Here is a 25,913-nt window from a genome sequence, read left to right on the forward strand (position 1 = left end):
AACAAAATTTACAGTTCTATACGCTTACGAAAAGCGTTTATGGTAAAGGTGTAATGAAGTTCTCAAATTTGAAGATTTTGGGTTGGAAATCACACTTTCCTGTGAGCAATTGCAATGGTTAAAAAGCAGCAAAAGTGATGATAAAAGCATCATCACGCTGTGCAGAGTTTGTCACTGCTGTCTACGATTATTTGCCCCTCTGGTATACAAAGTTAAGTAAAAGAGGAATGTAAATATAGTCGAGCCTTAACAAGTCAGGTTCGACCCTTATCTAAAAAATAACCCGCTAAGAAGCGGGTTATTTCGTCAGTGATACTGCAGTTCTCAAGCTTATACTTTGAACTGACTAACCTGATGATCTAAGCGCTGGGTTTGCTCTGATAACATGGCTAAAGATGCTTGCGCTTGGTTGACGATTTCCACAATAGATGTACTGCTATCTGCAATGCCTTGTACGTTGCTATTTACTTCGTCACTTACCGTACTTTGCTGGCTTGCAGCCGTTGCAATGTGTGTGTTCATCTCGTTCATACGTGAAATCGCGTTTAAGATTTCAGAAAGGGATTGACTCGCTCTCCCTGCCGATTGAATTGTTTCATCACTGCTATTTTGACTACCGCGCATCACTTCTACGGCTTGTCCCGCACCAGATTGTAGCTTTTCAATCATGGTTTGGATTTCACCCGTGCTCTGTTGTGTACGACTGGCTAACGAGCGAACCTCATCTGCTACAACAGCAAAGCCTCGCCCTTGCTCTCCTGCACGAGCCGCTTCAATCGCTGCGTTAAGCGCCAATAAGTTCGTTTGCTCTGCGATACCACGAATGACATCCAATACAGAAGCAATGTTACTCACATCATGATCCAATGTGTTAATGACGTGGCTTGCACTTTCGATTTCACTTGCGAGGCTACGAATTGAGCTAACGGTTTGATCCAAAATAACATTGGTATTGGTAAGTTCATCATTCGCAGTCTGGCTTGCAACCGCAGCTTCGTTGGCGCTATCGCTGACATTTCTGCTGGTGACTTGCATCTCATGCACTGCCGCTGCTACCGCCTCGCTGTCTTTTTGCTGTGAAACGGTCGAGTTCGCGATGGTCGTGGTCAACGAGCTAAGATTTTCCATCTCATTACGCAAGGTATTCGAACTTTCAATTACTTGAGAAACTGTCGCTTGGATTTTAGACACAAACTGATTAAACGCGTTCGCTAAATTGCCAATTTCGTCTTGTGTTTTCACGTCGATTCGCTGGCTTAAATCACCTTCACCAGAAGCAATTTCTGTCATCGCATTTTTGATATCGTTGATAGGCTTCACGACGGTTTGCAACAACAAAAACGCCATCGCAATAGCGGCCAGAATAACAATCACAATGCCCGCTTCAAGAATTAACTCTGCTCTTGATGCAGCTGCAGAGATTTCATCTTTCAATAAGCTTTGTTTTTCTTCTATCGCATCTTTCACAACATTAAGTTGCGCTCTTACCTCGATAAACTGATTTTCAAAGGTGTGTTTGTGTTCGTTGTAGTAACCAAGCCATTGTGATTGAGGTAAACGCAACATCGCTTCATAACTCGCCAACCATTTTTCACCTAGGGAGACAAGCTTTCTCACTTCATTACCGTGCGAAGAAGGCATCACGCCAGCTTGCGATAGCTCAATCATTTTCTCCATACGAGGCAGCGCCTTGTATGCGTTGTCTTTGTATTCACCGATGTGGTGGTCAATATCGGTTTGAGTATCAGAAAGAGCAACACCTTGGATTGCAGATGTAGCTTGGTAAAGATCGCGGTAAGCATCCTCAATCGTTAATAAGTTCGGCACTATCTGTTCGTTAAGTGTTTCACTCAACTCAGATTGTTTCCAACTTGTCATAACGTTTAATACAGAGCTCACAATAAACAATCCAATAATCAGTGACAGCGGAATCACTATCTTCTGCTTGATCGTTAAGTTCTGGAACATGAATAAACTCTCTTTAATTATGGTATACAAACTGCCAGAAATTATATCAAACAAATAGAGTATCCCATTAGGTAAAAGACTCTATTAAACATGATATCTGATGACTTTTTGACAAGCGTTCTAATTTCAACAATTAATTGATTTTGTGGAAAATTTAATAAGGAACGCTCATCACAACATGCGAATAAAAACGCACTACCTGTACGGAAAATGTGTAACAAAAGATGAATAAAAAGGAGGCTTTTTTGAAGGGCTTGTCGACTCAATGAGTAATTGAGAATCAATACGATATACAGCTCTGGGATTGAACTTGTCGCGTAATACGAAAAAGCCCCAGCATTTCTGCTAGGGCTCAAATGTGGCGGTGAGTGAGAGATTCGAACTCTCGATACGTTGCCGTATACACACTTTCCAGGCGTGCTCCTTCAGCCACTCGGACAACTCACCGAATCAATTTTTGGTTAGCATCATTGGCTAACGAGGCGCTAATTTAATGATTATGTGCCTGATGGTCAAGGCTAAACATAAAAAAAAGCGCCCTTTTCCACTCGATTGCTCACTAAGTAACTAAATTGAGCAAAACTGGGTCATTTAGATGCCTTGAGAATAGCCGGGAACACGGAACCAACGGCGGCACATGTCCAAGAAGTACCCATACAACACACCCATACCGCAAGAAATAATGGCGTTACTTGTCACCGCGGTCACTATTTGGTCTGTAGACGCACCAACTGCGAATAAAATTCCTGCATAAACTGGAGACTGAAATAGCACATAAGCGACCAGATCAGATACGTTTTTCATAAATGAAGACGGCGATATCTTGTTACCCTGACGTAGTACCCAATCACGAAAAACGCCATACGGCCAAGCAATAGCAATATTCACTGGAATAGATAGTGTACGTGATGCTAAAGATTGCTCAAACGTCATCCCTGAAATCAAAATCTCGACAATCATCCCTGTGATAAAGCAAAAAACAACCATAGCAAAGGTATCCGCTGCGGCGTGACGAATACAAAATGGTCCGCGAGACTTCATTAACCAACCCCTAAAATTAAATATCACCAACAATAAAAAAAATAAAACTATCAACCATCAAACAAATATACGACCAGTTAATAAGGCAATTAAATCACATAAAAAGCAGCGTATGGCACTGTATTTGAAATCAAGTTGTAAATTTATAACCATTTTTTAAAATGAAAGTAGTTTTTTTCACCACCAACAACTAAAAACGCCTAAAATGACGTAAAAATGGTAGAAAAATACGGATTTGACTTACACAAAAAGTGGGATAAGTGATTGTTTGGATAGAGGGTTAGGATAAAGTTCGGGGAATAAACGATCATTCTAATAACTTATGCTACTGAGTTGTAAAAATTCAGAGTATTCCCGATGTGAGCGTAACTGAGAGCCGCACCGTTTCTCTTATGACAGAATCTAACAGCAGCGCTAAGCTCATTGAAAGTAAGGAAAAAATAGACGATTCAGCTAAAGGTTAGGTATGAAGAGTAAAGACAATTCATGATTGCATTGAATCGCGCTATATGGATTAAGCTATGATGATGCGAGCAAGAGCGTTAAGGTGTCGATATCATCTTGGTTTGGAGACTGCTGACGCTTTAAGTTACGCCTTATTCGCTCGGCAACTACAGAAACGTCTTTATTAGCATCAGGGGTGACTTGAGCAATAATCGCTGAAATAGCCTCTAACGCTTCGTTGAGATGACCATTATCTAGAGCAACATAGAAGTTTAGTAGCCACTTTTCCGCATCAAGGATATCCGTTGTATTATCACCAAAGTCCGACTGGTATTGGTATAACCGTGCTGCATGGAGATATAACGCATCATTTAATTCAGACTCCACAATTGGTTTCGCAATTATGTGGTCGGCTCCTACATTTATCATGCGCTCTTGTGTTTCTTTGAATACATCTGCTGTGCAGCCAAAGATCAGTACCGACTTTACAGGCGAACTCATCGCTCGAATGGCTGATATCGCCCCAACACCATCAAGAACAGGCATATGATTGTCCATTAATATCAAATCAAATGACTGAACGGCCACCTCATCGACGGCAAGCTGACCATTTTCAACACTTGTGCACTCAAAGCCTTTGGCTCTTAGGAAAGTTTCCATAATGATCGCATTTGTTCGGTTGTCTTCGACAATGAGCGCTTTCAAACCTTTGCAATTCAGCTTATGTGCATTGACTGCTTCCACTTTCCCAGGCTCACAAGGCGTAAGCGCGATCTCGACGGTAAAGGTTGTCCCGACATTCTCTTGACTCTGCACAATCACATGCCCTCCCATATGCTCGGCAATTTCTTTTACTATCGCCAAACCAAGCCCTGTACCACCAAACCGCCTAGTCGTCGAGGACTCCGCTTGTTCAAAAGGACGGAAAATGCGTTTTTGCGCTTCTTGAGAAATACCGATACCCGTATCTTTCACCGCGAGAATAAGCTTGGTACCTGCCTTGCTCGATTTCTCGGTCAGCTCTACCTCTACGATGCCTCGGTCGGTGAACTTGACAGCGTTGTTTAGTAGGTTAAACAATACTTGGCGCAGACGGGCTTTGTCATTGTTGTACCAGCGCCCTGTTGGTAAATGAGACACGACTCTAAAGCGAAGGCCTTTTTCTGCACATAGTGTTTGATAAACACTTTTTATGCTGCCGATGATCGACTCAATTGGGAAAGGCGTATTTTCGAATTCAACATGTCCTTGCTCAATTTTTGAGTAATCTAAAATCTCATTAAGTAACGTCATCATATGATCACCTGAGTCATAAAGTGTTCTCAGGTGCTTACGTTGATCATCGGTGAGTGGCGTTTTTAACAATATCTGAGCGGTTCCTAATACACCGTTCATTGGCGTACGAATCTCATGGGATAATGTGGCTAAAAATGCCGTTTTAGCGTTCGTCGAAGCCTGGGCTTTTATTCTCTCTTGCTCTAGATAGATGGTTTTTTCATTGAACTTCTCGATGAGCTGTCCAATTTCATCTTCGCTATCGTAGTCAATGTCTATGATCCCGCCAGTTTTCGAGTCATCAATCTTAGCCGCAATACGGACAATCGGTTCGACAATGTAACGATTCAGCAAGTAATACCCGACCAGTACACACAAGAGTAAGAATGGAATGATTCTCCCCTCAACACTCATGACTTGTTCAAACACTTGATCAGCTACTTTAGCTTTCGCGTTGACAACTTCCATCCGCCAATCAAACTCTCCAAAATCAAGCTCACTGACATAAATTTCCTCTGTTAGTTGGAAGTTGTGCTCAATAATCACGTTCGATTCAGCATCGCGAACCACCACACCTAAAGAATGCTGGTTAGTGTGCTCTCGAATAAACTGAAAAAGTGCATCTAGTGATAAATCTACCGTTACAACCCCAGCGAATTGACCGTTTTGATAATATGGGGAAGACGCAGTAATCATCTGAACCTGAGTAAAAGTGTCGATATAAACCGTAGACCAACTCACAGAACCAACTGGCGCGTCAGCTGCTGCCTTATACCATGGTTCATTGTCATAACCGCCAGATTCAGGATTATTGTAGGAGTGAATTTGGTCAATACCGCCATCACTGTTTTTATTGAAGAATAGGCTTTTATATCGCCATTGTTCAGCTTTGAGTTCTGGTTTAGGCCATACGCCACCACTGACGAGCATCTCATCACTCAATTGGAGAATATGCGGAATTGTTGTGTTGAGAGATTGAATATTTTCAGTCCCCTGGGCGAGTCCTGCTAGGCTGCTCAATACACCAGTAGAGCTAAGGAGAGGCTCTTTAATCTCTAGTGCAAGCAGTTGGGTGCGTAACTCTAGGTTTTGCTCTAGCTTTTGCCTAACCGGAGGCTCGACAACCAAATAGGCAACAGAACCAATCGTTGCGATAAAGAAACACAGGTACAGTGTCAGGGCGAGAATGCTTTTTTTTCTAAGTGATGAGCGAATTTCCATAGATGTCTGTGAATCATTCCCTAATATCGATTTATCACAAATTGATTGGTAAGATGAGCGCAATCAACCAGCCCATTAACAAATGGTATTCTATTTTGAAACTACAAGACATCCTTTCTCTCCCAGAACTTGACGGTAAACTACTAAACCTAGCAAAAACTCAAGGCTTTGTAACAGCGATGGCTGCAGCGCCAAACGTATTAATGCCTCAAGAGTGGTTGCCATTCTTATGGGGTGGTGAAGAAACAGCGCCATTTACTGACGGTGAGCAATTAGAGCAATACATTGATGAGATTGTACAAATGTGGAACCAAACTCGTCCTGCTCTTCTAGAAGGATCTTGGCAGTGGCCTGAAGGATGCGCGTTAGATGAACAAGATATTGTAACAAGCCAGACCCGTGATTTCTGTGAAGGTGTATTACAAGGTTGGCAACTTGCTCGTGATGACTGGGAAACGCTAATGCCAGAGGACAGCGAAGATAATGCTCTGCTCGGCGGTGTTTTGCTTTCTCTTACGATGCTTTACGATCCAGAAACGACCATTGAAACGTTGGCAGAACAAGGCATGGAAGGCTTAGAACAGTTTGAAGAGATCTTCAATGCCATGCCAGTGATGCTATGTGGTCTTACTCAGCGCGGTGTTGCATTAGCTGAAGAACAATAAGACACAACGCTGTCGACCATCAAGATTGAACCGCTGAATAGACAAAAGCTCTCTGGATGGAGAGCTTTTTTGATCATGTTAAAATCACATGTGGAATATATCGCGCCATATCTTGCGTGACTAAGCTAGTGTCTTCCCGAATCGAAATCCCAGCGGCTCTATCGTTGACTAGCCAGCTGCCAATTAATGTATGGCTTTGCCCAAACTTGGGTAACGGATGATACTGCTGGACGATATTGAATTTAGATTCATAAGGCCCTGCTGTTTTGAGTATGCGTTTCCCACCTTTGACGATCTCAATATTTGCGCCTTCTCGAGAGAATAGTGGTTTGATTACAAAATCTTTCAAAGTGTTCGCTTTTGAATCGTTAGCAAAATAGGCAGGTAAAAGATTAGGATGATTCGGAAAGCGCTCCCACAATAACGGTAAAAGTGCTTTGTTGGATAGAATCGACTTCCACATAGGTTCTAACCAATTCACTTTCGCGGTCGCTAGGTATTTCGCATATTCCTCTTCAAACATAAACTCCCACGGATAAAGCTTGAACATCCAACGAATCGCTCTGTCATCTGCATCCACAAACAGACCATCTTCCGTCGCACCAATATCTTCGACATAAACAAACGCCGTCGCTAACCCAGCTTCGCGCGCGCAATCTTCTAAATACTGGACAGTCCCTTTATCTTCTTCAGTGTACTTGCAGCAGCTAAAGTGAAGGGTTTGCCCGGGTTGATATTTGGCTATCTCGGAAAAACGCTCAATCAAAAAGTCTTGAAGAATGTTGAATTGATCCGCGCTCTGGTGAATTAGACCTTTATTTACAACATCCTCTAACCACACCCACTGCCAAAAACCCGTTTCAAATAGGCTGGTCGGCGTATCCGCATTGTTCTCCAGTAACTTAGCTGGCGAAGTTCCGTTGTATGCAAAATCCAGACGCGAATAGAGTGAGGGTTCATTTCGGTGCCACGAAGAAGCGACCTGCTCCCACATAAATTCAGGGATCGCACATTGCGTCAGCAACCGCTCACTCCGAACTACTTCATCCACAATAGCCAAGCACATCTGATGCAGCTCTTCAGTGGGCGCTTCAATATCGTTCTCTATTTGCTCAAGCGTGAATTGATAGTAAGCACTCTCATCCCAATACGGTTGATCATACATGGAATGGAAGCCAAAACCAAACTGGCGTGCTAACTCACGCCAGTTTTCTCGTTCTTGTATTTCTCGTCGAAACATAGTGCTTATTAACCGCCTCGGCTGACCGATACCGCTTTACCAAACCCGCCTCGAGACATCGCTCTACCAATAGTTCCGCCACCACGTTTATTTAGGTTACTGGTCGCAACCTTCGTCGGCTGATTACGATAGGAACCAAAAAATTGTCCCGCACCATTATAGAATTTGGATTTATAGCGATACATTGGTTCAGAGTAATAGCTCTTGTTGTAACCTTTCAAACCGCTCAGTGCTCGACTGTAAAAGAAGCCCCCAAAGTGAGGCACATAAGCTCGGGAACTGGAACTGTAGTAACAATCGTCTTCGTAAAAATCATTTTCACATTCGAACTCATTGTTGTAGCGAGGGGCATTTCGTTCGGCGCGAGCCAAAGCTTCTTGATAAGCAATGTCACACTGCTCACTGAACTCTGGCGAGTTTGATTTGCATTCATCAGCGTCAGAAAAAATGTAGCCTTCGGTTTTCGATTCTTGTGTCGCAAAGAAGAAAATACCGCCAAAAGCAGCAAAGGGAATAATTTTCCCAAGCTTTAAACTTTTGTCCATGGAAGAACGTTTAACGTTAGAACTCCGCTTCATCGTTCCTCCTAGTACGTCATACAAGCGGCATTTAATACACCGACCGATATAGAAACAGCCGCTAATACAATACCGGCAGGCAGCTCATCTTTTTCGATACGCTCAGTCACTTTTGGAAGTAAAACAAAACGTACAATCGCAAATGCAATGATCTGCGCCAGCATTGCAACAACGCCCCATACCATAAAATCGACAATGTTGACTGAGTTTTTTGCCGCCCCCGAAATCGCAATACAATAACCAAGAAATGCGCCACTCAGTGCAATCGCTGCCGCTGTATTTTGCTTTTCTTTGATCAGGTGCCATTCATCGTAAGGCGTAAACTTGACGTAGATGAACTTAAACGCCAAAACGAAAATAATAGAAACAGAAAAATAGAGTAAAAAATTGGGAAAACCTGCTAACAGGTCAGCAATCATGTGCATTATTGTTCCTTGTTCATTTCTTTCCATGCAAAATCTTCAATACGTTCATCTGCAATGTAAAACAGCTTGGTACTCGGTGGTACTTCTGCATCTAAATCTGGGTTGAGTTGGATACCATGGCCAATGTCAAAAGCAATTAGCGTGGCATGATGACGTCTTTTGAGAAAAACGAAGAGACTCTCAACAGTAGTTACTGGCAGCCTTTCAGGATAAATGACCGAGTATTGAGTCATACCCCGTGTTGAAGCTAATAGCTCTTGGTGAAGTGCACTTGAGCCTGGATCTACCGCCGCTTTTGCCAGCATTTCTGCGCCAACTGCAGGTATGCATTCCGCTTTAGGACAGTGTTGACTTAAAAGACGGCCTAACGCCTCATCTTTAAAGTAAGCGACCAAATGTGCGGAAGGATTCACAGAAGCACAGTACAGCGCGGCTGACAGCGTGATATCGTCCGAGAGGTTATCAACAATAACGCAAGCTGCTTCAGCAATATTGGCGTTTTTCATCTCTTGCGAATCCGTGTAGCTGGTCACTTTGATAAAACTGATCTCGCCTGGCAACGGGTTTTCTATTTCTGAACGGCTGCATAAAACAATCGGACGCTTCCCCTCTTCTTCATGTTGTAACATGCGAATAAGGTGCATCGTTCTCGATCCATTCCAACCCAACAATACAATATGGTTTTCCACTCTTACTCTCCGTTTTCCTAAAATACCCGCTCGCCAGTAATCCATCGCTGCTCCAGCGACACGTCCCAATAATGCAGCGAATAGGCTCAAGCCGCCTGGGATCACAAACAGTACAACAACCCATTTACCCAAATCTGTCACTGGAGAATGATCGCCATAACCCACCGTACTCGCCGTAACCATAAGGTAATAGATAAAGTTAGAGAAGCTGTCTGTTAATGCGGTTTCACCAGCGAGAACGAGCAGTCCCCATGAAAGGCTCACATACAAGCCACTAAAGATGAGAAGACTTCGGTTGCTCAATTTAAAAAGGTGTGAACTAAGCCACTTTTTAACTATTAACCACACCGCCATAAATTTATGACCTCGATATTCATTGATTACATCAATAGTAACTCATTGATAGTAAGACACAAAAAAACCAGCCATATTCGGCTGGTTTTTGAGATTTACTTTCAGTTACGCCTACTTTTTAAGCATTACCTTTCACTTGCATATTTAGCTGCTCAGCAAAGTCCAACATACGATTTAACGGAATTAGCGATTTAACACGCAATTCTTCATCAACAAAGATCTCGTGTTCTTCACCGCCTTCACTAAGCGCTTTCTCTATCGCTTTCAAACCGTTCATTGCCATCCAAGGGCAGTGTGCGCAGCTACGACATGTTGCGCCAGCACCTGCGGTTGGCGCTTCGATAAGTTCTTTCTCTGGCACAAGTTGCTGCATTTTAAAGAAAATGCCTTTGTCTGTCGCAACGATCATTTGTTTGTGAGGAAGCGCTTTCGCTGCTTTGATCAGCTGACTCGTTGATCCAACGGCATCGGCAAGTTCAACCACGCTTGCTGGTGATTCAGGGTGAACCAAAATAGCCGCATCTGGATACACGCTCTTCATTTTGCGTAGCGCATCAGCAGAAAACTCATCATGAACCACACACTCGCCTTGCCATAGCAGCATGTCTGCGCCAGTTTTATTAGCGATGTACGATCCTAAGTGACGGTCCGGTCCCCAAATAATTGGCTTATCTTCAGCGTCTAAGTGTTCCACGATTTCAAGCGCAATGCTTGATGTAACGACCCAATCGGCACGAGCTTTAACAGCAGCAGACGTATTTGCATAAACCACAACAGTGTGATCAGGGTGAGCATCACAGAACTCACTGAACTTATCCGCTGGACAGCCAAGATCGAGCGAACATTCCGCTTCCAACGTTGGCATTAGAATTCGCTTTTCTGGTGTTAGGATTTTGGCCGACTCGCCCATAAAGCGAACACCGCCAATGATCAGTGTGCTTGCAGGATGACGATTACCAAACTTCGCCATTTCCAACGAGTCACCAACAAAACCACCCGTTTCTTCCGCTAGGGCTTGAATCTCAGGATCGGTATAATAGTGTGCGATAAGTACCGCATCCTTTTCTTTTAGCAGCTTTTTAATGCGCTCAATGTAAGACGCTTTTTCTTCTTCGCTTAATGGAACTGGCTTCGGTGGGAATGGGTAAACAGTGTCGATTTTATCTAATATATGGCTCATTGCTCTTGCTCTACGCAACTTCCTTTAATCCGAGTATTGTAACCTCGTTAATTTTCAAAAACCAACTTGTCACGGGGATTTCTAGCTATCTAGCCGTATATCTTTGTTGCAGGTAGCATTTCTGATTGAAAGGATCCGTTGCAAGATGGGGATAAAAGGCTCGATGCCATTCCTCTCGATTTATTCGATCACCACCGATAAAGAGACGGAAAAGAAAAAGGAAGCCGAAGCTTCCTTTTTAAAACATAACGTCTTACAGCTTAGAGCTGGCAAGTTTTGCAGATGCACTACCTGGGTATTCATCAACCACTTGTTGGTAGTACTTTTTCGCTTGAGCTGCATTGTTATTACGCTCAGCGATTTCACCTAACTTGAGCAAAGCATCGGCTCGCTTATTGGAGTCTTTATAAGACACCACCGCAGCAAAGCTCTTTACAGCATCTTTGTCCTGCTTCTTAGCGAAGTACAATTGGCCTAGCCAATAGTGAGAGTTCGCTGAGTATGTGGAGTCAGGATAATCTTTCTGGAACTGCTGGAACGCTGCAATTGCGCCAGTGTAGTCACGTTTCTTGAGAATGAGGTCGACTGCATTTTGGTATGCCGTTTGCTCATCAACATTTGGTGTGTACTGACCACCTGTTTTAGCCGGTTTCGCATCTTGCGCAGGCGCGGATTTGATTTCTCCACGCACACGATCTAGCTCGACAAACAACTCTCGTTGACGTTGCAACATTTGCTTCATTTCGTAGCTATTTCGCTCTAATTGACCACGTAACTCACTGATCTCTTGTGACATTTGGTCAATTTGCTGTTGCATTTGGAGCTGAACGCGATTGCGGTTTTGTAGCAAGCGCTCTAGACGCTCTACTTCCGTTTCAGATGAACGGCTCTTAGAGACGGATGATGTGCTGTTGAGATCGGATACTGGAGCTGGTGCAGCGAACGCAAAGTTCGCTGCACTTGCCAGTAACGTAAGCGCAACAGCGCGCTTAGTGTTACTGAACATGAGGATTACCTCGAATTAGTATACTAGAACCGCGCGACGGTTCTTAGCGTAAACTTCATCTGATTGACCTAGAAGAAGTGGCTTCTCTTCACCGTAGCTAACGATTGAGATTTGGTCAGCTTGAACACCTAGTGCTTGCAGGTAGTTCGCTACTGCTTGTGCACGACGCTCACCAAGAGCGATGTTGTACTCAGGAGTACCACGCTCATCAGCGTGACCTTCGATAGTTACGTTAAGAGCTGGGTTCTTGCTTAAGTAAGAAGCATGAGCTGCAAGCATCTCTTCGTAATCTGCTGCAATTGTTGAGTTATCAAAAGCAAAGTAGATTGTTTGAGTTTCACGTAGCGCTTGCTCTTTTAGCTCTTGCTCTGTTAGCTGACCGCTTTGATCAATTGGCGTAGCTACTGTTGTTTCAACTGCGCCATTGTTGTTTGTTGCTGCACCAGTGTTAGAAGCAGCGTCGTCGCTTGAACTACACGCTGTAACAGCCATTACAGGAAGCGCGATTAGTAGCCCTTTTAGAACCTTGTTCAGTTGCATCTTATTTTCCTTTATTAATCAAACTTATTACTACAAAAACGGTGACCATGCAGGCGCTCTAACACGCCCATTTGTTGCCGGTAATCTAGCTTTGAATCGACCATCAATTGACACCATCGATAGTACGTTTTTCTTGTTGTAAATCGAGCTATACACAACCATGCCACCGTTTGGGGCAATACTAGGAGACTCATCAAGCAAGGTCTTAGTTAAGACTTGAAGAGCACCAGTTTCCAAATCTTGTTTCGCCAAGTTAAATCCTGCGTTGCTGCGGTTCACCATTACTAGGAATCGCCCATCAGGAGTAATTTGGCCACCCAAATTTTGGCTGCCTTGCCAAGTCAAACGGTCAATAGAACCGCTGCCCAAATTTACTTGATAAATCTGTGGTTTACCACCCCTATCCGATGTGAAAATCAACGATTTTCCATCTGGATGCCAGAACGGTTCAGTATTATTTGATCTGCCACGCGTAATTTGCGTCAGCTTGCGAGTGTTAAGATCGAACGTGTAAACATGAAGCGAGCCTGTCTTAGAGAGAACAATCGCTAACTTATTGCCGTCAGGAGAAAATCTTGGCGCACCATTATGACGTGGGTATGAAGTGATCTTCTCACGCTCACCGGTGTAGATGTTCATGATAAAGATTTCTGCTTGACCATTTTGGAAGCTAACATACGCAAGCTTTTTACCATCTGGCGACCATGCTGGTGACATTAATGGTTGCTTAGAACGTAAAACCAAGCGCTCGTTGTAACCATCGTAATCAGCCACACGAAGTTGGTAAGGGAAACGGTCTTTATCATTCACCACCACGTATGCAATACGGGTCATGAAGGCGCCACGATCACCCGTTAACTGCTCATACACCAAATCAGAGATGCGGTGAGCGTACTCACGCATGCGAGGGCCTTGAACGGTCGCGACCTTATTGAACAGCACATGATCTTTTGACAGTACTAATTCGCCATCGCTACCAAGCGCTTTACTTTTTCCACCCGTTAGCTGGCCACGCACAATATCAACAAGTTGATAGTTGATAACGTAATCACCTTGAGCGTTTTGTTTGATTGAGCCAGTCAGCAGAGCATCTACACCTAAATTAGTCCAGGCGTCAAAATTGACTTCTGATTCGCTGAACGGAGTTTGTGGCATCTTGCTCGTTGGAACGGGGCTGAACTTACCACTGCGTTGCAAATCCGAGGCAATAACAGCAGAAATATCCGTTGGAAGCGCTTGAGTGCCCTCCCACTTAAACGGAACAACAGCAATTGGTCGTGCTGAATCAATACCATCGGTAATGACCAACTCTAATGCGGCATTCGCCACATTTGTCATACTGCTAAACAGTACAAACATTCCTAGTAAAAGGCGTCTAATCACGTCTTATTCCTTTTAGTCCAAAGCAACAGTTATGTTGATGTCTTTTAGTCTTTCGTTTACCGCAGCTTCTGAAGATTTAGGGAACGTCCCTACCTGAGCTATCGCTCTCTTCGCCGCTGCACATACTCGAGTATCGCCACTCAAAACGGTAACACCAGAGACCATCATATCAGTTCCTGTCGGAATCAATTTGATGTTTACCCTACACTCCTTTCCCAGCAAGTAGTCATCCTTAATCAACTTTTGCTGAATATTTTGAGTATAGATGGATGACATTCGAGAAAGTTCATCGTCAATAAATTGATTTCGAGCAGCACTATTTTTACTAACCTCATCCTCAAGGCCCGCAAAAATATCATCTAGCGCGGCTTCTTGCGCTTTACGCTCGCGCTCTGCACGTTCCGCAGCTTCTCTCGCTTTGCGCTCTCGCTCTGCCGCCTCTTTTGCCGCTTTCTCTTTTGCAATGCGCTCTTTTTCAGCTTTTTCAGCAGCTTCACGCTCACGACGTGCTTTTTCTTCCGCTTCTTTTGCTGCCTTCTCACGAGCTAGACGTTCTTGCTCAGCTTTTGCTATAGCCGCTTCTTTCGCTAAACGCTCCTTCTCAGCTTTACGCACAGCTTCTTCTTTTGCCTTACGCTCTTTTTCTAGCTTAGCAGCTCGCTCTTTTTCTTTGCGAACACGTTCTTCTTCCTGCTTGCGCTCTTGTTCTTTTTTCTTACGTGCAGCTTCTGCTTCTCGTGCCGCTTGAGCATCTTTCGCTTGCTGTTCTTTCAACTTGCGAATTTGCTCTTCTTCAGCTTTACGGTTTTTTTCTAGCTGCTCTGCTTCGCGTCTCAATTTATCAAGACGCTCTTGTTCTTTTTTTGCTGCCTTTTCGCGTTGCTGGCGAATTTCTTTCGCTTGTTGCTGCACAAGTTTTGGATCGATGACAACAGCTTGAACCATTTGCCCTGTAGGCTCTGGTTTAGACATGTTGAAGTCCGTCCCCCAAAGCAGGGCTGCAACGAGAATTGCATGCAAACCAACCGATATCGCTATCGGTTTGGCGTATTGGTTGGGTTTCTTCTTGTGATCTTTCATAGATAATTGATGTCTATTCCCTGATATCGGTCATTAGACCTACCTTAGGGATACCAGCTCGACTTAGTTCATCCAGCAATAGCACAACATCGGCATATGGTGTTGCCGCGTCGCCACCTACCGCAACTGGTGAATCTGGCTTAACCTCTCGCTCCGCTTTCACTCGCACAATAACATCTTGCAACGACAAACCTCGCTGAACTTCTTCATCGTTTACGCTTAGGCCTAAATTACCCTCGCTATCAATTTCGATGATGATAAAACTACTGTCAGTTTCGCCAGCAAGGTCTTGCATAGATTCAGCGGTCGATGTTTTCGGAAGATCAACATCGACGCCTTGAGTCACAAATGGAGCGGTCGCCATAAAAATGATCAACAGTACGAGCATTACGTCAATGTACGGAACAACGTTGATCTCCGCTGTCATTTTTCGCTTTTTAGGTTGATAACCCGCCATGCTTTATTCCTTATCCGCGCTGTCTCGGCCAGCCATCGCTTGACGATGAAGGATGCTGTGGAATTCTTCAGAGAATGTTGCGTAAGTGTGCTCTAGTTTGCTCACTTTATTGCTTAGGCGGTTGTAGGCCATTACAGCCGGAATAGCCGCAAATAGACCCATCGCTGTCGCGATCAATGCCTCGGCGATACCTGGGGCAACCATAGACAGCGTAGCTTGTTTTACTTCACCCAACGCAATAAAAGCGTGCATGATGCCCCAAACAGTACCAAATAGGCCGATGTAAGGACTGATAGAACCAACTGTCGCTAAGAACGGTAAGCTTGTTTCTAGTTCATCAACCTCACGAGAGACAGCAACGCGCATTGCGCGGCCAGTGCCTTCCATGATGTACGCTGGTGAGTTTGCGTTGCTCTTACGTAGACGAGCAAACTCCGTGAAACCCGCGTAAAAAATTTCTTCTGTGCCTTCAATTTCGTCTTTACGCGCTTTTACTTTTTGGTAAAGCTGAGAAAGATCAGTACCCGACCAGAATTTGTCTTCAAACTGCTCTGCATTCTTTGACGCTTGAGAAAGCACTTTGCTGCGCTTGATGATCATTGCCCATGACACAATTGACATGCCAAGCAACGTCAGCATCACAAGCTTTACCAACAGACTGGCCTGAAGAAAGAGATCTAAAATGGAAATATCAGCAGTCACTATTTGTTAGCTCCGAATTTATAAAGGTTGGAATAGCTATTGGTTTCATTTTCTTATTATCGATACATGCTACCTTAACAGAGGCCTTGCACAATATCTTGCCTTGATCATTGACCAACTCTTGACAGAATTGCAGGGAAGCACGTTTTATTTCTGACACTCGGGTTAATACTGTCAAATGCTCGTCCAGCCTTGCCCCTTGGTTGAAATCAATATCCATGTGTCGGACAACAAAGCCGATATTTTGTTCCAATAACACATGTTGAGAAATGCCTTTAGCACGTAACATTTCTGTCCGCGCGCGCTCAAAGAATTTTAGATAATTAGAATGATATACAACGCCGCCCGCATCGGTGTCTTCATAGTACACGGTGATCGGCCAGCGAAAGAGATTTGATGTGCCTTGCAAGGGAGTCCCAATATATTCAATTCTTTAAAGTAATTACTATAACTGAAGCGACAGCAATTGGTACCGAGCTAAGGGAATATTTTTGAAATTTGTAGAAAAAATAAAAGCTAGGCGAAATACCTAGCTTTTATTCGATGATTTAGTAACCGACTTTATTACAGCGTATTTCAGCCTAAAAGAAATAAAGTGCCGTTAAATAAATTAAGATAGCTAACGAAAAGTAGGGACTAAACAAAACTTGCCAGTACCAGTTTCTCGGTTTGAAGCCCACACCGTAAATCATGCTTGAGCATACAGACCAAATCAGTGCTGGTGCGATGATTGAGTTAAAACCACCAATTGCTTGATGGTAAGCTTCAGGATCCCACATCACCAATCCTACATGCATAAAGCCAAGGATGAGAGATAAGACTCTTAACAGAGTCTTATCCATCGGAGCGTGAAGTTGCGCTACCTTATCAGCGAGATTACTCACTGTCTTTATCCATCATTTCTGAGTGCTCTAACCAAAGAGCGTTGATGATACCGAATGCACAAGCAAGTAGTACACCTAGAATCCATGCGAAATACCACATAGTAAATGCTCCTTAGTAAAGTGAGTTTTTGTTGTCTTCAATGTACTGATCATCAAGGCGACCAAACATCTTGTAGTAAGTCCAAGACGTATAACCAAGGATGATTGGTACCATAACAAACGCAACGCCTGTCATTAGGTTCAGAGTCAGTTCAGATGACGTTGCATCCCACATTGTTAAGCTGTGGCTTGGCATTAAGTCTGAAGGCATGATGAATGGGAACATCGCAAAGCCTGCAGTAAAGATAACGCCAGCAACACCCAGACTTGAAGTAATGAACGAAATCGCACATTTTTCAAGACGAGATGCCAATACGGCAAGAAGCGGCATTGCAACACCTAGTACAGGAGCAGCCCATAGTAGTGGGTAGTTTTCAAAATTCTTCATCCACGCACCAGCTTCACGGATTACCTCTTTGTTTAGAGGGTTAGAAGCTGCATTAGTGTCGATACCGCCAACAATGACGTAACCATCGATATTTTGGATCCAGAAACCAGCCGCTACAAACGCTGCAACCGTCAGTAAACCTGCCAACTGAGCAACGTTGCGAGCACGCACATGCACTTCGCCCGTTGTTTTCATTTGTAGCCAAGTCGAACCTTGCATCAAAATCATGAACAAGCTAACTAGGCCACACAGCAGTGCAAATGGGTTTAGAAGACCAAAGAATGACCCGTGGTATGTTGGCATCAAGAACTCACTCAATTGGAATGGTACGCCCTGTAGTAGGTTGCCAAACGCTACACCAAAGATGATTGGTGGAACAAAACCACTGATTGAGATACAGATATCCCAGGTATTGCGCCATTTTGGATCTTCAATTTTAGAGCGGTAGTCTAGGCCCAGAGGACGAAGCCATAGCGCTGCTAGTGTCAAAATCATCGCTAAGTAGAAGCCTGAAAATGACGTTGCGTAAACCAAAGGCCAAGCTGCAAACAATGCACCACCAGCAGTGATAAGCCAAACTTGGTTACCATCCCAGTGAGGGGCAATTGAGTTAATCATGACGCGACGTTGCGTGTCGTTTTTACCGATAATAGGTACAAGCGCGCCTACACCCATATCGAAACCGTCTGTTACTGCAAAACCAACTAGTAGAACACCGATTAGTACCCACCAGATGAGTCGCAAGATTTCGTAATCAAACATCTTGTTATCTCCTTACCTTACGCTTCTACTTGGCGACTAACTTTGTCTTCAACAGAGTCAGCATTTTGCTCGAAGTGGTAGCGACCCGTTTTCAGGCTACTTGGACCTTTACGAGCGAATTTCAACATTAGGTAAACTTCTGCAACCAGGAATACCGTGTATAGCGCCAGAATTGCGAATAGTGAAGTCCAGATTTCGCCAGCAGTTAGTGCAGAAGCTGCAACATGCACTGGTAAAATTTCACCTACAGCCCAAGGCTGACGGCCGTACTCAGCGACGAACCAACCCGCTTCAATCGCAATCCACGGTAGTGGGATGCTGAATAGTGCAGCTTTAAGAATCCATTGTTTTTGTTCGATCTTCTGACGACACGTTTGAACAAATGCCGCACCGAAAACGAATAGCATGATGAAACCACAAGCAACCATGATACGGAATGACCAGAATAGCGGCCATACTGTTGGGATTGAATCGTCCGCAGCTGCTTGGATTTGCTCTTCTGTCGCATCAACAACATTGTCTGTGTAGCGTTTTAGAAGTAGACCGTAACCTAGGTCACCCTTCACTTCATCAAACGCAGTCATGTTTTCTTCTGACTTGTCACCTGCGCGAAGCTTCTCTAGAAGTTCATACGCGTACATACCGTCACGAATACGATCGACGTGCTCATCACGTAGGTCACGAAGACCTGTTACTTGCTCATCAAAAGAACGTGTCGCGATGATACCCATTACGTAAGGGATCTTAATTGCGTAATCTGTGTGCATGGTTTCTTGGTTAGGAACACCAAACAACGTAAACGCTGCTGGAGCTGGCTCTGTGTGCCATTCTGCTTCAATTGCAGCAAGCTTCACTTTTTGAACTTCACCAAGCTCGTAGCCAGATTCGTCGCCAAGAACGATGGTAGATAAGATAGCTGCAATACCGAAAGATGCAGCGATAGCAAATGAACGACGAGCAAACGCAATGTCACGACCTTTTAATAGGTAGTATGAACTGATGCCTAGAATAAACATTGCGCCACAAGTGTAACCAGAAGCAACCGTATGCACGAACTTAACCTGAGCAACTGGGTTTAGTACAACTTCAGAGAAGCTTACCATTTCCATTCGCATGGTTTCGAAGTTGAAGTCCGCGCCTACTGGGTTTTGCATCCAGCCGTTTGCGATAAGAATCCAAAGTGCAGAGAAGTTAGAGCCCAGCGCCACAAGCCAAGTAACCGCTAAGTGTTGACGTTTAGATAGACGATCCCACCCGAAGAAGAATAGACCAACAAAAGTTGACTCCAGGAAGAATGCGACAAGGGCTTCGATCGCTAGCGGCGCACCGAAGATGTCACCTACATAGTGGGAGTAGTAAGACCAGTTCGTACCAAACTGGAATTCCATGGTAAGGCCTGTCGCCACACCAAGTGCAAAGTTAATACCGAATAGCTTACCCCAGAACTTGGTCATGTCCTTGTAGATTTGCTTGTTCGTCATTACGTACATCGATTCCATAATGGCCAGAAGGAAGGCCATACCAAGGGTCAATGGTACGAATAGGAAGTGATACATCGCTGTCAGTGCAAACTGCAACCGCGATAGATCAACTACGTCAATCATGGTAACTCCTATGTGTCGGCTGAATGACACTCTCTACATATTGCAATCCATATTCAAGTGTTATTTACACTTGAAAAATGTTGAATTATCACAACTCATTGTTGCAAAAATGTGCTTCATTGGTTAGTTAATTGTTAAGCATCAGCTAATATAGCTAGGGCTAATATTACTTGTAAAAACAGATTGTTTCAAAAGGTTTATAGCCGGAATGCGCTTTGATATACATCAATGTTTATGCGCGGAATTTGAACAAAAATCCATCACATTGATCCAGATCAACCAGTATTAGATACGGATGTTAAGAGAGAGTAATCAGGAGAGAAATTAACCAGTTGCGAGCAAACATAGAGTTAACAATCAATGCTTTTTACTTACTAAACTGGTATGAGAAGAAATTCAAAAAATGTGAGTTTGGTCAACTTTAATGAAGCGCTGGGCAGCAAAGGCCCAGCGCGGGAATCTTATTTTTCAATTCCGAAATGCAAATACGCACGATCTGTCGCGATTCTTCCACGTGGAGTGCGTTGTAAATAACCTTGCTGAATAAGATAAGGCTCAAGAACGTCTTCGATAGTATCCTTTTCTTCACCTATCGCTGCCGCCATGTTATCGAGTCCGACCGGACCACCACCAAATTTCTCCATAATTGCGAGTAGTAGTTTGCGGTCCATATAATCGAAACCTTCGGCGTCCACATCAAGCATATTCAGCGCTTTGTCGGCAACCTCTGCACAAATGTGACCATTTCCTTTCACTTCCGCATAATCGCGAACACGACGTAGTAGACGGTTAGCAATACGTGGTGTGCCACGTGCACGTCTTGCCACTTCCAAGGCGCCTTCAGGTTCCATTGACAAACCTAAACAATCCGCGCTGCGCTGCACAATATCTTGTAGGTCTTTTATCTTATAAAACTCAAGACGCTGAGTAATACCAAAACGATCGCGTAATGGTGACGTTAAAGAGCCCGCTCGGGTCGTTGCACCAATCAAAGTAAACGGTGGCAAATCGATCTTAATAGAACGAGCGGCCGGACCTTCACCGATCATAATATCCAGTTGATAATCTTCCATCGCCGGATACAGAACCTCTTCAACCATCGGGCTTAAGCGGTGAATTTCGTCAATAAATAGAACGTCATTTTCTTCTAGGTTGGTTAGTAACGCGGCTAAATCGCCTGCTTTTTCAAGAACTGGCCCTGAAGTAGTACGGATGTTTACTTCCATCTCGTTGGCGACAATATTTGCTAGCGTGGTTTTACCCAAACCCGGAGGGCCAAAAATTAACAGGTGATCAAGAGCTTCACTACGTAACTGAGCGGCTTTGATGAAAATCTCCATTTGGTCACGAACGTGGTCCTGACCTTGGTAATCCGCCAACTTCTTTGGTCGAATAGCACGGTCAATGACATCTTCATCACGAAAGGCAGGGTTTTCTGGAGCGATTAAACGATCGGCTTCAATCATCTTTTTACCTTGAAAAATGGTTACCTGAGAGAATAATGCCGCTCGTTTAACAGCAAGTGGCATATTTCTGTATCTCGTCATCCTGTACAGCGACGAAGGAGCGTGATACAGGATCTTCTATCCGAGCACTTTATGGTCAAAATTGTTTCATTAACCGCTCAGCGCGCTGCTATTAGATTCCTAGTCTCGCCAAGGCTCGCTGGAATGACACAAAAATATCGTTAAGCGATTGGCATTAACCTTAGAGAATGAGTTATCTTGAACAAATGCTCACTGTGAAACCAGCGTTACACCATTGATTTTAGAGCTTCACGGATCATTTGCTCACTGCTCATGTCCGGTTTAGCAATTTGAGACACCACTTTCGACGCTTGAGTCGGCTTGTACCCCAAAGCAAGCAACGCACTGATTGCCTCTTCTTCAGCGCTGTTTGAGTCAGACGCACGAGAGTCTGCAGGAGCCGCGTCCGTAAATGATGTAAACAAGTCACCAGCCCCCCACCCTTTCAAGCGGTCTTTCATTTCAACAACCAAACGCTCTGCGGTTTTCTTACCAACGCCTGGAAGCTTAACTAGGGTAGAAACGTCTTCATGTTCCACACAAGTAACAAATTGGCTTGCTGTCATACCAGAGAGAATACCAAGACCGAGTTTAGGACCAACGCCATTGGCTTTGATCACTTCACGGAAAAGTGCCCGTTCTTTTACTGTGTTGAAACCGTATAGCAATTGCGCATCTTCACGGACGACAAAGTGAGTATAAATAATGGCTTCTTCGCCAACATTTGGCAGCTCGTAAAAACAGCTCATTGGCATCTGGACTTCATAACCAATGCCATTAACTTCAATTAATACTTCAGGTGGTTGTTTTTCAATCAGTGTGCCACGAAGACGTCCAATCACTATAAATACTCTTTGGAAATGAATTTGCGACAGGATAATAAAGAACTGGATAGACATCCAGTTAATTTTATCGGTAGCGCCCTTTTCTGGCACTGGTTGCTTTGCCCGCTAAGGCAACGAGAGTTTTGTTCGTATTGGCATGACAAATCGCCACACCTAAAGCATCGGCTGCATCCGCTTGAGGCTTGGCGGGCAGTTTAAGCATCTGCTGAACCATATGCTGAACTTGCGCTTTGTCCGCACCACCAGTACCGACTACAGCTTGCTTAATAAGACGCGCGGCGTATTCGTATACCGGCAACTCTGCATTCACAGCAGCAACAATTGCGCTGCCACGAGCCTGGCCAAGCTTTAATGCTGAATCCGCATTTTTAGCCATAAACACTTGTTCAATCGCAAATACGTCCGGTTGAAACTGAGTAATGATTTCCGTGACGCCAGCGTAAATCTGCTTAAGACGGCCCGGAAGTTCTTTTTCTGAAGTACGAATACAGCCACTACCAAGGTATTGCAAATGGCGTCCATTTTGACGAATGACCCCATAACCGGTAATGCGTGAACCTGGGTCAATGCCCAAAATAATTGACATGAATGTTCCTAAAAATGAGGCCGAATACGGCCTCAATTTCTTATTATTACTTTTAGCTTACTTTCTAACTTCGGAGCGAATACCGCCCACTGCACATTGAGTTTACTCTAGAGAGGCCGCAACGTCGTCAGAGATGTCACCGTTGTGATAAACCTCCTGAACATCGTCCAGATCTTCTAAAGCGTCAATCAAACGAAGCAGTTTTGGAGCAGTGTCCACATCCAGTTCTGCTTTCGTTGAAGGGATAAGCGACACTTCGGCGTTCTCCGCCTCAAAACCGGCAGCATCAAGGGCATCTTTTACGAGTCCAAAATCGCTTGGCGCGGTGTAAACATCAATCGAGCCATCTTCTGATGTTTCGATGTCATCAGCGCCACTTTCTAACGCCACTTCCATCACCGCATCTTCATCTAAACCTGGGGCGTATGAGATCACGCCTTTCTTGTCGAAAAGATAGTTTACACTACCATCCGTACCCAGATTGCCTCCTGACTTCGAGAACGCATGGCGTACGCCAGATACTGTGCGATTTCGGTTATCCGTCATACATTCGACCATGACCGCAGTGCCACCTGGACCATAACCTTCATAGATTACGGTTTCCATATTGTCGTCGCCTTCACCGCCAGCACCTCGGCTGACAGCGCGGTTGACAGTGTCACGCGTCATGTTGTTAGACAACGCTTTATCAATTGCAGCTCGCAAACGTGGGTTATTTTCTGGCTCACCGCCTCCCTCTTTTGCCGCAACAACGATTTCACGGATTAATTTGGTAAAGATTTTGCCGCGCTTCGCATCTTGCGCTGCTTTACGGTGACGAATATTCGCCCATTTACTATGACCTGCCATAATTCACCTTTTAATGTATTTTGACGCTTAATAGCAAACATGAGCTAAAAAGCGTTGCTTGGGAAATTGCTTTGGAAGTTTCTTAGGTTTATTTAAACAAAAACTCCCGCAGTTGCGGGAGTTTTCTTCAAATGTTGTGCGCTTATTCTGCGTCTTTTTCTTTCGCTGCAGTCACTGCGATTGCTAGCTCTTCTAGCGCAGCTGGGTTCGCAATGCTTGGTGCGTCTGTTAGTAGACACGCCGCTGCTGTTGTTTTCGGGAATGCAATAACATCACGGATGTTCTCGGTACCACATAGCAGCATCACTAGACGGTCAAGACCGAATGCAAGACCAGCGTGTGGAGGCGTACCGAATTTTAGTGCATCAAGCAGGAAGCCGAACTTAAGCTGTTGCTCTTCAGGTGTGATGCCTAGAATATCAAATACGGCTTCTTGCATATCTGCGTTGTGGATACGAACAGAACCGCCGCCAACTTCGTAACCATTTAGAACCATATCGTAAGCGTTAGAGTTTGCCGCAGCTGGGTTCGCTTTTAGCTCTTCCGCAGTCACACCTAGAGGTGACGTGAATGGGTGATGCATCGCGTGTAGGTTGCCTTCGTCATCTTCTTCGAACATTGGGAAGTCAACAACCCATAGTGGAGCCCATGCAGATTCGTCAGTTAGCTCTAGATCTTTACCTAGTTTCAAACGTAGCGCGCCCATTGCTTCTGCAACGATACCCGCTTTATCAGCGCCAAATAGGATGATGTCACCAGATTCCGCTTGAGTGCGATCTAGGATAGCGTTGATCACATCTTCGTTTAGGAACTTAGCTACTGGAGATTGGATACCTTCCATGCCTGCTGCACGATCGTTAACCTTCATCCAAGCTAGACCTTTCGCACCGTAGATACCAACGAATTCACCGTAGCCATCAATTTGCTTACGAGTCAAAGATGCACCACCTGGAACGCGAATAACGGCAACGCGGCCTTTCTCGTCGTTTGCTGGGCCAGAGAATACTTTGAACTCAACGTCTTTCACTAGGTCAGCAACGTCTACTAGCTCTAGTGGGTTACGTAGGTCTGGCTTGTCAGAACCGAAACGGCGAATCGCTTCGCTGAATGGCATTACTGGGAACTGACCTAGGTCTACGTTTAGTAGCTCTTGCCACATATCGCGAACCATGTTTTCCGTCACTTCACGTACTTGGTCAGCCGTCATGAATGACGTTTCGATATCGATTTGAGTGAATTCTGGTTGACGGTCAGCACGCAAGTCTTCATCACGGAAACACTTAACGATTTGATAGTAACGGTCAAAACCAGACATCATTAGAAGCTGTTTGAATAGCTGTGGAGACTGAGGAAGCGCGTAAAAGCTGCCTTTGTGAACACGGCTAGGTACTAGGTAGTCACGCGCGCCTTCTGGTGTCGCTTTCGTTAGTACTGGCGTTTCGATATCTAGGAAGCCGTTGTCATCTAGGAAACGACGAACAAAGCTAGATGCTTTAGCACGTAGCTTGATGCGGTCACTCATTTCTGGACGACGAAGGTCTAAGTAACGGTACTTCAGACGTTGCTCTTCAGAGTTCTTTTGGTTGAAGTCTAGAGGCAAAACGTCACTGCGGTTGATGATTTCAAGACCTGTCGCAAGGATCTCAACTTCACCTGTTGCCATGTCTTTGTTTGCTTGGCTTTCTGGACGAACGCGTACTTCACCCGTTAGTTTGATACAGAATTCATTACGAAGTGTATTAGCCACTTCATACGCTTCCGCCATATCTGGATCAACAACTACCTGAACGATACCTTCGCGATCTCGCATATCAATAAAAATAAGACCGCCTAAATCACGACGACGGTTAACCCAGCCGCAAAGTTCTACAGTTTGTCCTGCAAGGGACTTGTTCAGGTGACCACAGTAATGGGTACGCATAATGAAATTCCCAATCTCTCAAATGTTGTTAACTACGCTCTGTCAGCCTCATTGCCAAGCAGAGTAAAGATTCAGTTATACGCTGAATGTCCACGAAAATCGACTACTCAACATACAATTAAGTGTGTTTTATCATTCACTGGTGCTTTTTAGTACAACAAATGTTCAAAAGCGCACCAAAGCGAAAAAATTGGTGGGGAT

Annotated in this window: 25 protein-coding genes and 1 tRNA gene; 1 reads left to right on the plus strand and 25 read right to left on the minus strand. The window is 44.4% G+C overall.

All coding sequences use genetic code 11. The features are described from left to right. Positions 1-330 precede the first annotated feature (330 nt). The 4 genes from D8S93_RS06140 to D8S93_RS06155 all read right to left on the minus strand — a co-directional run bounded on the left by D8S93_RS06140 (position 331) and on the right by D8S93_RS06155 (position 5,949). Positions 331-1,968, minus strand: coding sequence for a methyl-accepting chemotaxis protein (locus tag D8S93_RS06140; protein ID WP_124008689.1), 1,638 nt, complete (start codon positions 1,966-1,968; stop codon positions 331-333). Between the two features lie 359 nt (positions 1,969-2,327). Then, positions 2,328-2,415, minus strand: a tRNA-Ser gene (locus tag D8S93_RS06145). 144 nt (positions 2,416-2,559) lie between these two features. Further along, entirely contained in the window at positions 2,560-3,009 is a 450-nt protein-coding gene (locus D8S93_RS06150) for an L-alanine exporter AlaE (RefSeq protein WP_152812459.1), read from the minus strand. A gap of 519 nt (positions 3,010-3,528) precedes the next feature. Next, entirely contained in the window at positions 3,529-5,949 is a 2,421-nt protein-coding gene (locus D8S93_RS06155; RefSeq protein WP_152812461.1) for a hybrid sensor histidine kinase/response regulator, read from the minus strand. A gap of 53 nt (positions 5,950-6,002) precedes the next feature. On the opposite strand from D8S93_RS06155, the gene D8S93_RS06160 reads away from it, so the two are divergent. Beyond that, on the plus strand, positions 6,003-6,614 hold the full coding sequence (locus D8S93_RS06160) for a YecA family protein (protein WP_005390772.1): 612 nt from the start codon (positions 6,003-6,005) through the stop codon (positions 6,612-6,614). A gap of 73 nt (positions 6,615-6,687) precedes the next feature. Here D8S93_RS06160 and D8S93_RS06165 read toward each other — a convergent pair whose 3' ends face one another. From D8S93_RS06165 to aspS, 21 genes are all read right to left on the minus strand, one after another. Further along, positions 6,688-7,854, minus strand: coding sequence for a glutathionylspermidine synthase family protein (locus D8S93_RS06165; RefSeq protein ID WP_152812463.1), 1,167 nt, complete (start codon positions 7,852-7,854; stop codon positions 6,688-6,690). A gap of 8 nt (positions 7,855-7,862) precedes the next feature. Then, positions 7,863-8,432, minus strand: a complete 570-nt coding sequence (locus D8S93_RS06170; protein ID WP_005390768.1) for a DUF1190 domain-containing protein — start codon at positions 8,430-8,432, stop codon at positions 7,863-7,865. Positions 8,433-8,440: 8 nt separating this feature from the next. Beyond that, the gene (locus D8S93_RS06175) at positions 8,441-8,857 is read right to left on the minus strand and encodes a DUF350 domain-containing protein (protein WP_152812465.1); all 417 of its coding nucleotides are present in this window, start codon (positions 8,855-8,857) and stop codon (positions 8,441-8,443) included. Further along, on the minus strand, positions 8,857-9,900 hold the full coding sequence (locus D8S93_RS06180) for a potassium channel protein (RefSeq protein WP_152812468.1): 1,044 nt from the start codon (positions 9,898-9,900) through the stop codon (positions 8,857-8,859). The genes D8S93_RS06175 and D8S93_RS06180 overlap by 1 nt, the downstream gene beginning before the upstream one ends. A 118-nt stretch (positions 9,901-10,018) precedes the next feature. Continuing rightward, on the minus strand, positions 10,019-11,080 hold the full coding sequence (gene nadA, locus D8S93_RS06185; RefSeq protein WP_005390762.1) for a quinolinate synthase NadA: 1,062 nt from the start codon (positions 11,078-11,080) through the stop codon (positions 10,019-10,021). Positions 11,081-11,333: 253 nt separating this feature from the next. After that, positions 11,334-12,086 carry a tol-pal system protein YbgF gene (gene ybgF, locus D8S93_RS06190; RefSeq protein ID WP_047008561.1) on the minus strand — a complete coding sequence of 251 codons (753 nt, stop codon included), beginning with the start codon at positions 12,084-12,086 and terminating at the stop codon, positions 11,334-11,336. Between the two features lie 15 nt (positions 12,087-12,101). Further along, positions 12,102-12,626, minus strand: coding sequence for a peptidoglycan-associated lipoprotein Pal (gene pal / locus D8S93_RS06195; protein ID WP_005378293.1), 525 nt, complete (start codon positions 12,624-12,626; stop codon positions 12,102-12,104). 30 nt (positions 12,627-12,656) lie between these two features. Next, positions 12,657-14,009, minus strand: a complete 1,353-nt coding sequence (gene tolB, locus D8S93_RS06200; protein ID WP_005390758.1) for a Tol-Pal system beta propeller repeat protein TolB — start codon at positions 14,007-14,009, stop codon at positions 12,657-12,659. Positions 14,010-14,021: 12 nt separating this feature from the next. Beyond that, positions 14,022-15,089 (minus strand): cell envelope integrity protein TolA, encoded by a 1,068-nt coding sequence (gene tolA, locus D8S93_RS06205; protein WP_152812470.1) that lies wholly within the window; start codon positions 15,087-15,089, stop codon positions 14,022-14,024. 13 nt (positions 15,090-15,102) lie between these two features. Further along, positions 15,103-15,546, minus strand: a complete 444-nt coding sequence (locus D8S93_RS06210; protein ID WP_005378298.1) for an ExbD/TolR family protein — start codon at positions 15,544-15,546, stop codon at positions 15,103-15,105. Positions 15,547-15,549: 3 nt separating this feature from the next. Then, positions 15,550-16,248 (minus strand): protein TolQ, encoded by a 699-nt coding sequence (gene tolQ, locus D8S93_RS06215; RefSeq protein ID WP_005378301.1) that lies wholly within the window; start codon positions 16,246-16,248, stop codon positions 15,550-15,552. Further along, complete coding sequence (gene ybgC, locus D8S93_RS06220) at positions 16,238-16,657, minus strand: tol-pal system-associated acyl-CoA thioesterase (protein ID WP_012841975.1); 420 nt, start codon at positions 16,655-16,657, stop codon at positions 16,238-16,240. The genes tolQ and ybgC overlap by 11 nt, the downstream gene beginning before the upstream one ends. A 172-nt stretch (positions 16,658-16,829) precedes the next feature. Continuing rightward, positions 16,830-17,132: a cyd operon protein YbgE gene (gene ybgE / locus D8S93_RS06225; protein ID WP_319802965.1), complete on the minus strand. Its 303-nt coding sequence runs from the start codon at positions 17,130-17,132 to the stop codon at positions 16,830-16,832. Beyond that, complete coding sequence (cydX, locus tag D8S93_RS06230; protein ID WP_000270284.1) at positions 17,125-17,232, minus strand: cytochrome bd-I oxidase subunit CydX; 108 nt, start codon at positions 17,230-17,232, stop codon at positions 17,125-17,127. The genes ybgE and cydX overlap by 8 nt, the downstream gene beginning before the upstream one ends. A gap of 12 nt (positions 17,233-17,244) precedes the next feature. Next, positions 17,245-18,381 carry a cytochrome d ubiquinol oxidase subunit II gene (gene cydB / locus D8S93_RS06235; RefSeq protein ID WP_006742909.1) on the minus strand — a complete coding sequence of 379 codons (1,137 nt, stop codon included), beginning with the start codon at positions 18,379-18,381 and terminating at the stop codon, positions 17,245-17,247. Between the two features lie 17 nt (positions 18,382-18,398). Continuing rightward, positions 18,399-19,985, minus strand: a complete 1,587-nt coding sequence (gene cydA / locus D8S93_RS06240) for a cytochrome ubiquinol oxidase subunit I (protein WP_104971476.1) — start codon at positions 19,983-19,985, stop codon at positions 18,399-18,401. 461 nt (positions 19,986-20,446) lie between these two features. After that, the gene (gene ruvB, locus D8S93_RS06245; protein WP_031780162.1) at positions 20,447-21,451 is read right to left on the minus strand and encodes a Holliday junction branch migration DNA helicase RuvB; all 1,005 of its coding nucleotides are present in this window, start codon (positions 21,449-21,451) and stop codon (positions 20,447-20,449) included. A gap of 287 nt (positions 21,452-21,738) precedes the next feature. Then, the gene (gene ruvA, locus D8S93_RS06250; RefSeq protein ID WP_319802966.1) at positions 21,739-22,353 is read right to left on the minus strand and encodes a Holliday junction branch migration protein RuvA; all 615 of its coding nucleotides are present in this window, start codon (positions 22,351-22,353) and stop codon (positions 21,739-21,741) included. A 67-nt stretch (positions 22,354-22,420) separates the two neighbouring features. Next, positions 22,421-22,942 (minus strand): crossover junction endodeoxyribonuclease RuvC, encoded by a 522-nt coding sequence (gene ruvC / locus D8S93_RS06255; protein ID WP_012841980.1) that lies wholly within the window; start codon positions 22,940-22,942, stop codon positions 22,421-22,423. Positions 22,943-23,044: 102 nt separating this feature from the next. Beyond that, entirely contained in the window at positions 23,045-23,791 is a 747-nt protein-coding gene (locus tag D8S93_RS06260) for a YebC/PmpR family DNA-binding transcriptional regulator (protein ID WP_005390747.1), read from the minus strand. Positions 23,792-23,933: 142 nt separating this feature from the next. After that, the gene (gene aspS / locus D8S93_RS06265; RefSeq protein ID WP_139059947.1) at positions 23,934-25,712 is read right to left on the minus strand and encodes an aspartate--tRNA ligase; all 1,779 of its coding nucleotides are present in this window, start codon (positions 25,710-25,712) and stop codon (positions 23,934-23,936) included. Positions 25,713-25,913 lie beyond the last annotated feature (201 nt).

Source organism: Vibrio sp. VGrn 2 (assembly GCF_009361695.1).
Taxonomy (GTDB): Bacteria; Pseudomonadota; Gammaproteobacteria; order Enterobacterales; family Vibrionaceae; genus Vibrio; species Vibrio diabolicus.